Origin of the sequence: Calothrix sp. CCY 0018 (assembly GCF_963920925.1) — a bacterium.
Lineage (GTDB): Bacteria > Cyanobacteriota > Cyanobacteriia > Cyanobacteriales > Nostocaceae > Rivularia.
Genome location: NZ_CAWUDI010000039.1, coordinates 32462 through 44687, shown reverse-complemented (window position 1 = coordinate 44687; position 12226 = coordinate 32462). Strand labels below are relative to the sequence as shown.

At 38.4% G+C, this 12226-nt stretch carries 10 protein-coding genes; 7 read left to right on the top strand and 3 right to left on the bottom strand.

What is annotated here, in order from left to right; translation table 11 throughout:
• Positions 1–13: 13 nt before the first annotated feature.
• Entirely contained in the window at positions 14–2320 is a 2307-nt protein-coding gene (locus ACM03V_RS24950) for a tetratricopeptide repeat protein (RefSeq protein WP_414623495.1), read from the top strand.
• Positions 2321–2454: 134 nt separating this feature from the next.
• Here the strand turns inward: ACM03V_RS24950 and ACM03V_RS24945 are convergent, their stop codons facing one another.
• Positions 2455–4695 (bottom strand): O-linked N-acetylglucosamine transferase, SPINDLY family protein, encoded by a 2241-nt coding sequence (locus tag ACM03V_RS24945; protein ID WP_414623494.1) that lies wholly within the window; start codon positions 4693–4695, stop codon positions 2455–2457.
• Positions 4696–4808: 113 nt separating this feature from the next.
• Entirely contained in the window at positions 4809–5372 is a 564-nt protein-coding gene (locus tag ACM03V_RS24940) for a type IV pilin-like G/H family protein (RefSeq protein ID WP_414623493.1), read from the bottom strand.
• Between the two features lie 512 nt (positions 5373–5884).
• On the opposite strand from ACM03V_RS24940, the gene ACM03V_RS24935 reads away from it, so the two are divergent.
• From ACM03V_RS24935 to ACM03V_RS24910, 6 genes are all read left to right on the top strand, one after another.
• Positions 5885–6514, top strand: coding sequence for a Uma2 family endonuclease (locus tag ACM03V_RS24935; RefSeq protein ID WP_414623492.1), 630 nt, complete (start codon positions 5885–5887; stop codon positions 6512–6514).
• A 229-nt stretch (positions 6515–6743) separates the two neighbouring features.
• On the top strand, positions 6744–7595 hold the full coding sequence (locus ACM03V_RS24930) for an Rpn family recombination-promoting nuclease/putative transposase (protein WP_414623523.1): 852 nt from the start codon (positions 6744–6746) through the stop codon (positions 7593–7595).
• 266 nt (positions 7596–7861) lie between these two features.
• Positions 7862–9226: a thioredoxin-disulfide reductase gene (trxB, locus tag ACM03V_RS24925; protein WP_414623491.1), complete on the top strand. Its 1365-nt coding sequence runs from the start codon at positions 7862–7864 to the stop codon at positions 9224–9226.
• 254 nt (positions 9227–9480) lie between these two features.
• Positions 9481–10368, top strand: coding sequence for an ABC transporter permease (locus tag ACM03V_RS24920; RefSeq protein WP_414623490.1), 888 nt, complete (start codon positions 9481–9483; stop codon positions 10366–10368).
• 132 nt (positions 10369–10500) lie between these two features.
• Complete coding sequence (locus ACM03V_RS24915) at positions 10501–10698, top strand: hypothetical protein (protein ID WP_414623489.1); 198 nt, start codon at positions 10501–10503, stop codon at positions 10696–10698.
• Between the two features lie 74 nt (positions 10699–10772).
• On the top strand, positions 10773–11666 hold the full coding sequence (locus ACM03V_RS24910) for an ROK family protein (protein WP_414623488.1): 894 nt from the start codon (positions 10773–10775) through the stop codon (positions 11664–11666).
• A 33-nt stretch (positions 11667–11699) separates the two neighbouring features.
• Here the strand turns inward: ACM03V_RS24910 and ACM03V_RS24905 are convergent, their stop codons facing one another.
• The gene (locus tag ACM03V_RS24905) at positions 11700–12128 is read right to left on the bottom strand and encodes a hypothetical protein (RefSeq protein WP_414623487.1); all 429 of its coding nucleotides are present in this window, start codon (positions 12126–12128) and stop codon (positions 11700–11702) included.
• Positions 12129–12226 lie beyond the last annotated feature (98 nt).

Genomic DNA, 12226 nt, shown 5'->3' with positions numbered 1-12226 from the left:
ATATTTTGACATTATGTACTACCAACAATTAAGCAACGAAATATCAGATATAGAAATAGTAGAAAAGCTACATAAAGAAGCAGTGGGTCTATATCATAATAAACAGTTAACTGCTGCCGAACACAAATTTAAAGAAGTATTAAAGTTCGATAATAGTCATGCAAATGCTTGGTTAAATATTGGTACTCTATACTACACAACCAAACGCTATTCAGAAGCACTTGAAGCTATTTTGAATTCATTAGAAATTGACTCTTCAAATGCTTTAGGACACTATACTGTAGGTTTAGTACTAGAAAAACTTGGTGCTATTTATAAAGCAATTCAGGCTTATCAACGAGCAATACAACTTGATTCTCAATGGATTGATGCCTACAACCAGTTAGGCAATATTTTTGGAGAAATTGGAGATTTACAACAAGCTGAATCTATATATAGAAAAGCTATTGCAGCAAAACCAAAGCATTTTGGTAGTTACCTTAACTTGGGAAATGTGTTATTAGAACAGGAAAAAGTAGATGACGCAATAGCAGCTTACGAACAAGCTTTGCAATTAAAACATCGCGACCCAAATATTCTCTATAATTTAGGAGTCGCATTTGAAGCTAAAAACGATCATGCGGAAGCAGCACAATATTATGGATATTCTTTTTACAGGCAAGGAAAATATCAAGAAGCTATCGAACAATATCAAAAGTCTTTAGAGAATAAAACTAGCGATGAATTTTTATATGTTGCTTTTGCCGAATGCTATAAATCTTTAAATGAATGCGACCAAGCTATAAAAATTTATCAAGAAGGATTAAAAATTCATCCTCATTCAAGTTTATTGTATTTTCATATCATAGGTACATTACAATTCCAAGGAAGAATAAAAGAAGCTATTTCAGTTGTTCAGTATGCATACAAATTAAAACCAAATGTTTTATCTTTTAAGCTGGAAGAACAGCGATTACTGCCTATTGTTTATGAAAAAGAAGAAGAAATTGAATTTTATAGACAGCAGTTTATAAAAAGTTTACAAGCATTAACTCAGCAAACATCTTTAGATACTCCTGAAGCTCAGAAAAGTGCTTTGGAAGGAGTAGGTTATCGCACAAATTTTTATCTTCAATATCAAGGTAAGAATGATATTGAACTACAAAAAGAGTACGGTCAGTTTGTTCATCAGGTAATGGCTGCTAATTATCCTGAACGGGTAAAGCCACTATCTACAACATTTCCAACTCAAAATAGAAAAATTCGTGTTGGTTATGTTTCTAACTGTCTGCGAGCGCATACTGTCGGTAAATTAATGCTTGGCTGGATTAAAAATCATAATTATCAAGAGTTTGAAACTTACTGCTACCAGTTAGATAGAAATATTGATTATCTCACTCAACAATTTCACCTATACAGCAATCATTTTCATCATATTCCAGAAGATTTTGAGGGCATTTGCAAACAAATAATTTCTGACAAGCTAGATATCCTAGTAATATTAGATATCGGTATGTATCCAGAAATGACCAAAATAGCAGGATTGCGACTTGCTCCAGTACAGTGTACCAGTTGGGGACATCCAATTACTTCTGGTATACCCACTGTAGATTATTTTCTTTCTTGCGAATTAATGGAACCAGAAAATGCCCAAGAACACTATTCTGAAAAATTAATTTGCTTACCGAATATTGGAGTTTCTTACGCAAAACCAGTTATTCCCGAACTGAAAAAACCGCGTTCCGAGTTTGGATTAAAAGATGAATCCGTAGTTTATCTATCGTGTCAATCTTTGTTTAAATATTTGCCGCAGTATGACTATATTTTTGCAGAAATTGCCCAGAGAGTGCCTCAAGCGCAATTTGTTTTTATATCTCATGACAGCGTTCACATCACTGATATATTCCGCAAACGTCTGCAAAATGCTTTTGCTAAGTTGAACTTGAACAGTGAAGATTATTGTGTTATATCTCCGCGAATCGGTTGGAATGATTATTGCAATCTTAATCAGCTCTCAGATATCTTTTTAGATACATTTAGCTGGTCTGGTGGCAATACAACATTAGAAGCAATTGCCTGTAATTTACCTATTGTTACCTGTCCTGGTGAATTTATGCGCGGTCGTCATTCTTACGGTATCTTGCAAATGTTGGGAGTTACAGAAACAATTGCTAAAACTGAAGACGAATATATTGAGATTGCTGTCAAATTAGGAATGAACCAACAGTGGAAAAGTAGTATTGTTCAAAAGATGATAGAGCGTCATTCTTATCTCTATGATGATCAAACTTGTGTGGAAGCTCTTGAAGAATTTTATAAGCGTGTTCTACGAGAAACTTAATTAATAAAAACCTGTAAAATACAAATATAACCTAAACAAAATTAAGCCTACTTTAACGGTGGGCTTAATTTTTTATGTTTGTAGAGACAACTTATGTTTATTTATATTACTGTTCCATAGTTGAGGCATTTTGGCTATTTACCGCTAATATAAATCTGCCACATTTGTTCATAAGCCTTCTCCATCTCGCGAGTAAATTGTTTCGCATTCCATAAAGGAGCAGATTTCCGAGATTGCTGTAATTGCCAACTAATTTTTTGTCGTAGTGCTTCGTCTTTACCCAAACAAATACCCCACTCGATATATTCTTCTTCACTCCAAGAAATACCCTCTTTCACACCAGTATTCATCATCATAGTGTAGCTGTTACGTGCCGCAAATTGTTCGCCTACTTTTGTAACTAAAGGAATTCCCATCCATAGAGTTTCTAAAGTTGTAGTTGCACCGTTATAAGGATAAGTATCTAGTACAACATCAGCTATTCCCAAATTTGCACGATGTATTGCTTCTGAAGGAACCATAGGAAGAAATCGTAGTTGATTGGTATCCACTCCTTCCTCAAGTGCAATTTGATTAAAAAAGCTTTGAATTGTTTCTTCTTGTGCTAATCCCTTAATTAATAAATAGCTATTTGGTACAGCCTTTAAAATTCTCATTTGTAGCCGTATTGTATCGGGATGTCGCTTAGAACCGCTTTGGGCGGTAAGATAAACTATAGCATCATCGGGAATATTGAGATGTTCGCGGCGTAAAGTAGGTACACCTACTTCAAAACCATCTACGGCAATATAAGTTTGAGGTAAACGCCAAATTTTCTCTGAATAGTAATCATCAGCATTCTGTGGTAATACATAAGGGTCAGCAATAAAGTAATCAATTGCTGGAATTCCTGATGCATCCCAGCCTAGCCAAGTAGCTTGAATTTTCGCCGGTTTTAATGCCATTACCTCACAAGTAATATCCAAGGTGAGACTATCTAAATCAATTAGGATATCAATTTCGTCTTGATAAATTTGTTCGGTAATATCTCGGGTTTCTGTACCTATTTTGTGGGCGGTTTCAAATTGTCTGGTATACCATTCTTGTAATGGATCTTCTTGGTTTTGAGAACCTACAAAATAACCATAGAATTGAAAGCTCTCACGATTATGATTTTCAAACAACCATCTTGCTAACCAACCCACTGAATGTTGTCTAAAGCAATGGGAGATGTAGCCAACTCTCAAGGGTTTAGTGGATTTATTAATATGCTGCGATCGCTTACACTTTTGCTGATACCATTGTGCTTCTTCCTCAGCATAATTTTGTAAATTCCGCTGACACAAAGCCGCCAATTTATTTTGTATTTTACGAAATATTTGAGGATTATCTTGAAAATACGGGAAAAAGAATGTCGAAAGAAGCGTTCGTGAAATTTCCGCGCTATCATCCAAGATTGGTTGTTGCTCAATAAGTGAAGGTAAGAGATTTTCTTGACGTTTTAAAATTTCTTCCGCTTCTTCCCAGTATGAACCTGCATTGATAAAGGTTTTTAAGAGCAAGTGATTACCATAAGCTCTATCTGCTAGGGTTTTATTTTCTAATAACAAGTAACACTTGTTCGCTGTTTCTATTGCTTTGGCATAATTACCAGAATTTTGATAAAAAGCAGTTAAATGTCTTAATAGCTCAAGATTTTCATCATCTATCTGTAGACATATCTCTGCTAATTTCACTCCTTGCGATGGTCTTTTCACTGAGTAGGAAGTATCTATTGCAGCTACCAGTACGATAGCAAAGAATTTATATAAATGACCTAAATAGGGTAAGCAAGCTTTAGCAAATTCTAACGGTAATGAATGTAGCGGATCGTAGTTTAAAATTTGCTCTAGCACTTCCATTAATAGGTTGATACTTAGTTCTTCCGATCTATATGACTTCAGAAGTTCAATTATTTCCCAATCAGCTAAGTCATCTCCAGTAAATGTTTCTTGCTTGATAGCAATTTGAATTAAGTGTAATAAATTATTAATATCTAATGGTTGAATTTCGCGTATATGTTGCCGTAATAAATAGGTTGTAGAATAATCCTCCTGTGCCAAACATCTTTGTGCTTCAGCTTCTATAATCTTTACTAGTTCGCAACTCCACAATTCAACTTGCTCTGCTTCTCCTTCCATTATTGCCAGTGCCCAAGTTGTTTGTGCTTCTACTTCTTTGCCCTGTAAAAGCAGTGTCAACCCCAAATACCAGTAGTTATACTTGATATTTGGTTGTACTTCTATTGCATATTCGTACAGACTAGCTGCTTGATAATACTCACCTTGCATAAGACATTGATATGCCTTCTGATGCAAATTTTCAGTAGATTTAGTCAAAGCGGAATTAGAAATCATTGCACACACTCAATTTAAATTAAAGAGAGTGAGTAGTTTTGACTACCCACTCCAGTCGAATATTGAATCTGAATTTATTGTAATTTTCGTTAATGTAACTACTCGCAGAGGGATTACTTAATTGTTCTCATCTCACCGTTGACATCATTAGGACAAGCACCATTAGTAGTACCATTGCTGATTGCAATACCAGTAGCAATATCAGTGGTTGCTGGCTTCGCACTTTCACACATAACAGCAAGAGTGATTGCGTCAGTAACACCGTCCACTGTTTGGCTAGCAGTATAGGTAACGCCAGCGTATGACTTTAACGCTTTTTTAAGCGCACTACCTTTATTTGTTACAACTGAACCTGTAGTCGCTACAGCGTCTATGGTGTATTTAAAATTATCAGTAGTCGTTTTAATGCCTAGTGCTAATGTTACAACAGAAGTTGTAAATGCATTATTATTCTCTAAGTAAAATGCTTGTTGCGCTCGGTTCATAGAACCAACATAATTCTTAGCTTCACTTTGTCTAGCTTTAGTTGCTTGGTTTAAGAAAGAAGGTAAAGCAATAGCAGACAAAATACCGATAATAATAATTACAACCAACAATTCAATTAAGGTAAAACCTTCGTTTTCTTTTTTCTTGCGGAGGATGTTTTGTAAAAACTTTGCTTTAAGTTCGGTTTTCATTAGTGTTTCCTTTAAGTGGGGATGGGTTATCGAGTTCTAGGTGTAACTTACCCACTTCGACTCAAGGAATTATCATTTTGGAAAAAAGTTTTTTTGAAAAATTGGGAAACAGTTATTAGTTAACTTCTATGTGGCAGGTTTCACAAGGCTTTTAAGGAATATAGAGAACAAGGAACGGGGAATAGGGAACAGGCAATGAGCAATAACAGCCCTAATGTGTTTGTTTTATTACGCTGTTTTCATGTCTATGAAGCAATACGGTTCAGTTAGAGGAGAATTGTAGGTTGGGTTGAACGATAGTGTTAGCGTAGCGTGCCGTAAGGCATAACCCAACAAAGTCTTAATAATGTTGGGCTTCGTTCCTCAACCCAACCTATGCTAGTTTTGATTTTCAAGCTTAACTGAACCGTATTGGTCTATAAAGTTGCTTCCAATCCACCCACGGCAATTATGTAATCCTTAAGAAAGTCAAAGCCCCAAAGAAACAACCAATTTAAGCGAGGTATTCCAACATGGTGGCAATATCAACACCAGCAGAAACCAGAACTTTACTTGAGAACATTAGCTGGCAAACGTTTAAAGCAATGCTGGCGGATATGGGAAGCTCAAGAAATACCAGATTAGCCTACGAAAATGGAGTATTAGAAATCATGGCTCCAGATATGCCACACGAAAACTCAAATCGCGTTATCGAAGGTTTTGTTGTTGCGTTGTGTGAAGAAGTCAATAAAGAGTACAAACGTTCTGGCTCTTTAACTTTGACGCGAGATGACTTGGAACGAGGTGGAGAGCCAGATAGCAGCTATTACATACAAAACGAATACCGGGTTAGAAATAAGGAAAAAATAGACCTAAACATCGATCCACCGCCAGATTTGGTACTAGAAGTAGAATATTCCAAACCGAAAGTAGACAAGTTTAAAATTTACGCTGCAATTGGCATTCCCGAATTTTGGCGGTTTAACGGCAGCGTTTTACGAATTTATATACTTAATGATGGGCAATATATAGAAGTTGAACAAAGCCCTACTTTTGCTCAGGTATCTGTAAAGGAAATTCCTCGGTTTATTCAAGAAACTCGAATCAATGGTGAGATGGCGACAACTCGCGCTTTTCGGGCTTGGGTGAGAGGGCAGGTTTGAGAAGGGTAATTTTACGTTTTACCCGGCGGTTGAAACCGCACGCCAGTTGCTTCAAGTCGGGGAACCCGCCCAACGCACTGGCTTAGCTACACAAACAAAACCCGCCGTGGCAGCGGGTTAAAACACCCCTCTCCCAAGCTTGGGAGAGGGGCTGGGGGAGAGGGATTTATGGTAATTTTTAACTTTATTCGATGGTGCGTTACAGCCTGCATCAAGCATATCTATAAAAATCCAATCGTTTCCCGCTGTAACACACCCTACAATAATAAAAAACAGCAAAAAGTGCATCGGCAGTCATGCACTTTTCTATGAAATATTCAAAGAAATCCCCGAATTATTCTTTGAATTAATTGGGCAACCAGAAAAAGATCCAAATATTTATAAGTTTCTAGCACCGGAAATTAAGCAGAGGGGTTTTCGTTTAGATGGCTTGCTTTTAACTCCGGAAAATTACCCATCGGAACCAATTTATTTTTTAGAAGCTCATTCTTATAAAGATGATAATTTCTACAATCAACTTGCTGCCGAAATCATTCTTTATCTGACTCAATATCAACCGCCAAATGAAGAATGGTATGCCATCGTTATTTACAACGCAAAAAGTAATGAAGGAAATTTCCCTAGATACTTAAATTTCTTGTTACCACACCTACGTCGCTTTTATCTCGATGAACTAGCGAAAACTCAGGAAACATCGCTCTCAGTGGGAGTAATGCGTTTAATCGTCGAGAATAAAAGCCAAGAAAAAACCGGAGAGCTTGCCAGACAGTTAATCAGTCAAGCTCAACAAGAGTTAACCGATGCCACTTTAGAGGAAAGAGTTTTAGAATTTATTAAAGCGGTGGTAATTGACAAATTTTCGAGTTTGAGCTTGGAGGAAATTGAAGCAATGTTGAATTTAGATTCTTTGAAAAAAAGTAGAGTTTACCAGGAAGCCAAAGAAGAAGGTATTGAGCAAGGTATTCTTAATCAAAAACTGGAGATGATTCCAATCTTATTAGATTTAGGGTTAACTGTTGAGCAAGTTGCCGAACGTTTAAAGCTAGACATAGAAACGGTAAGAAAAAATACTCAACAATAAACTCGTTTGCTGACAACAAGCGGGTAATTAACTTTTTAGGCTCCCTAAATTCGATGGTGCGTTACAGCATTATCAATCATATCTATAAAAATCCAATCGTTTCGCGCTGTAACACACCCTACAAGATATAGATAGCCCACGCAGGTGGGCTTTGTTTGTATAGCCCCACAATTCTATTGTGCGGGTACAAAAATTGCGAACAACCTACAAACTATGCTAAATTAAGCGTAGTGGTTATGAGTTTGTTTAAAAATATTATGACAAATATGACAAATCCAACTGTAGAAAATTTAGTAATTATCGGTTCTGGCCCTGCTGGCTATACTGCTGCTATTTATGCGGGGCGTGCGAATCTCAAACCCGTTGTTTTTGAAGGGTTTGAAGCTGGAGGATTACCCGGCGGACAGTTGATGACAACTACTGAAGTGGAGAATTTCCCCGGTTTCCCCGCAGGTGTTACTGGCCCGGAATTGATGGATAAGATGAAGGCACAAGCAGAACGTTGGGGGGCTGAACTGTATACTGAGGATGTGATTTCGGTCGATTTGAGTCAGCGTCCGTTTACCGTGCGTTCTTCCGAGCGGGAAGTTAAAACTAATACTATTGTAATTGCAACCGGAGCTACGGCGAAGCGTTTGGGTTTACCCAGCGAGCATACATTTTGGAGTCGTGGAATTTCAGCCTGTGCGATTTGTGACGGTGCTACTCCGATTTTTCACGGTGCTGAATTAGCTGTAATTGGTGCTGGTGATTCGGCTGCGGAAGAAGCTATTTATTTAACTAAATACGGCGATACGGTGAATTTACTAGTTCGTAGCGATACAATGCGAGCCAGTAAAGCTATGCAAGACCGGGTTTTAAATAATCCCAAAATTAAAGTGCATTGGAATACCGAAGCTGTAGATATATTCGGTGACGAAAATCATATGCAGGGTATTAAAGTCCGTAATAACGAAACCGGCGAAGAAAGTAATTTAGCAGCTAAAGGATTATTCTACGCGATCGGACATACTCCCAACACATCATTATTTAAAGGACAGTTAGAACTAGATGATGTTGGTTACGTTGTTACCACCAACTCAGTAGAAACCAGCATAGAAGGTGTATATGCCGTTGGTGACGTACAAGACCATGAATTTCGTCAAGCCATCACCGCAGCGGGTTCTGGCTGTATGGGAGCGATGTTAGCCGAGCGTTGGTTATCCGCTCAAGGATTGCTGCAAGAATTTAGTCAAAATCCGGAAAACAACGAACTAAAACCCCAAGAAGAAGAAAAAACTGCTGCCGATACCGAAGATGATTTTGATATTAACAATACCCGTCATATAGGTGGTTACGCTCTCAGAAAAATATTTCACGATGGCGATCGCCCATTAATGGTAAAGTACGTTTCTCCCGGTTGCGGCCCTTGCCATACGCTCAAGCCGATATTAAATAAAGTAGTGGATGAATTTGACGGTAAAATTCACTTCGTAGAAATCGACATTGACAAAGATAGAGAAATTGCCCAACAAGCAAACGTAACCGGAACACCTACAGTACAAATATTCAAAGATAAAGAATTATTGCAAGAACTCAAAGGAGTGAAGCAGAAGAGTCAGTATCGCGAATTGCTTGAAAGCACTCTTTAGGAAATTTGGATTGGGATTTCGGAGTTAGGAGTTAAGACAATATTTGGAGTGGGAGCATCTTGCTCCCTATTTTATTTATCTTCTAATGCCCCATGCCCACCTTCAAATTGTGTATTTATATCTTTGCCGGGAACCATTTCACCTGTAAAAATGGTCGGCAGGTATGTAATATAAAATATTAATTTTTGAGTTTTGAGTTGACAAAGTGACTCTTATAACCTAAAACTCATTACTCATAACTTATAAATTAACCTATGACCGTTGCTAAAGGTTTCTTGCCGAGATTTTTGCCTTTCATCAAAAAAAAGCCTACTCTTTCTCAACAATTAATGTTGGTTGGGTTAGCCATTACTTTGGTGTTTGTTTTTCTGGCATTATTTTCTCCCTTACTTCAAGCTTTGGGTTTGCTGCAAGATCCAACCGAGTTTCTCGATAATCCGATTCATACACCACCTTCATTAAAATACTGGTTTGGTACGAGTCGTTTGGGCTATGATATCTTTTCTCGTACTGTTTTTGGCGCTCAAGCTGCATTACAGGTGGTTTTATTAGCTACTGCATTAAGTATGCTGGTTGGCGTGCCTTTGGGTATGTTGAGCGGCTATATTGGCGGTCGCTTGGATAAGGTTTTGCTGTTTATTATGGATAGCATTTATACCTTACCCGGTTTGCTGCTTTCGGTGACGCTGGCATTTGTTGTAGGGCGTGGAATTATAAATGCGGCGCTGGCAATTAGTATTGCCTACGTTCCGCAATATTACCGAGTTGTTCGCAATCATACAGTAAGTGTTAAGACAGAAGTTTTTGTAGAAGCAGCACAAGCAATTGGTGCTAATACTTGGCAGGTACTTTCGCGATATTTATTTTTGAACGTAATTCAAAGCGTACCCGTATTATTCACCTTAAACGCCGCCGATGCCATCTTAGTATTAGGTGGTTTAGGCTTTTTAGGATTGGGGCTTCCCGAAGAAGTACCAGAATGGGGACACGATTTGAAACAAGCTTTAGCTGCTTTACCTACAGGCATTTGGTGGACTACACTTTTCCCCGGATTAGCCATGACAACAATGGTAGTAGGGTTATCACTACTTGGTGAAGGGTTGAATGAGTTTGTCAATCCGCGTTTAAGGAAACGACAATAGGATTTTGGATTGAGGATGAAGAGTTAGGAGGCGCGGAGTTAGGAGTTGAGAATAAATATTTCCCCTTATCTCCCCCTCTCCCCCTCTCCCCCTCTCCCCCCTCCCTGCTTTCTGCTCCCAACATTAAAAATTATGGTAAAAGATAAAATTTCGTTGATTGCTGCTGCTGCTGGTGGTTTTATGTTGTTTGTGTCTCTGAGTGCTATTTTACAAGGGGCACCCGTAACGGTTTTACAGGCACAACATAGTTTTGATTCGACTAAAGTTGCCGATTTGCAGTTGCAAAAAGTCCACCTTGATGAACCAATAAACTTGTTAATTTCTCCATAATCGCGGATTAAATTTCAGTCTTACTGATAACTGGTTACTGCTCACTGCTCACTGCTCACTGTTAACTGAAAAAAGTGCTAACTCAAGTAATTGGTATTGATTTGGGAGGAACGGCAATAAAATTAGGACGATTTACGTCTGATGGTTCTTGTTTAAATTCGTTAACTGTGCATACTCCCCAACCAGCAACGCCGGAAGCGGTAGTGGCGGCTATTGTTGATGCAGTTGCTAAAGTCGATCCACAAGGAAATGCTGTTGCGATCGGTGTTGGAACTCCGGGGCCTGCGGATGAGAAAGGACGCATTGCCAAAATTGCGATTAATCTTCCTCAATGGCGGAATGTTTTTTTAGCAGATATTTTGGAAGCGAAAATCGGTAAACCCACAATTATTGAAAATGATGCAAACTGCGCCGGTTTAGGAGAAGCTTGGTTGGGTGCTGGCCGTTATTATCAAAATTTTATTTTATTAACTTTAGGAACTGGTGTTGGTGGAGCAATTTTTATTGATGGTAAGTTGTTTACGGGAAGATTTGGATCGGCTGGAGAATTAGGTTTAATTAGTTTAATTCCCGACGGCCCGCAATGTAAAAGCGGCAATCAAGGTTCTTTAGAACAGCATACTTCGGTAATCGCAATTCGTCGCCGTACTGGTAAAGAACCGGCGGAATTAGGAGCTTTAGCCAAAACTGGGGATGAGGAGGCATTGAAGTTTTGGCAACAATATGGTAGGGACTTAGGAACTGGAATCACAAGTTTAATTTACGTACTAACGCCTGAAGCGGTTGTAATTGGAGGCGGAATTAGTGCGAGTTTTGAGTTTTTTCTACCATCAATGAAAGCAGAAATTGAACGGCGAGTAATGCCCACATCCCGCGATTATTTGCAAATAATCGCGGCGGAATTGGGTAACGATGCGGGGATGTTGGGGGCTGCGAAGTTGGCGATTGAAAAATTTGTTAGTGGATAGTAGATAGTAGTGAAAAAAACTAACAACTAACAACTAACTCTCAGACAACGTGTATCCCGTTGTTTGATGAATGTAATTTAGGACTTTATCGTAAGATTCGGGATTGCTTGCCGGGTTGATAATTATAGGTATGCTGCTGTCGGGCAACCAAAAGGTTATCCTACCGTTTTTTTCATGACAAAATGATGAAATACATTTGAGGTTGATGACGTATTCGTTTCTTTCGTAAAAGATTCTTACCCAGTAAGTATCTTCTGGTTCCGAATTGTTGACTCTTTGAATGTATTCCAAGATTTTTTGGTAGTCTTCTTGGTTGTTGCGGGGGATAATCACGATAGGTATGGCACTATTTGGCAGCCAAAATGTCACCCGACCGTTTGGTTCGCAGCAGAAAGCTGTGACGCGCTCAAAATCAACTACATATTCTTTTTTTTCGTAGTAGATTTTTACCCAATACGCCACAGTTTCTCCTCTTTACCTTCCTGGAATTTAGACGACACATTTTTAGCAACACTCCTGTTTCAGAGTATAAAGCCTTCACCGCCTTGCCGTTGTGAGTA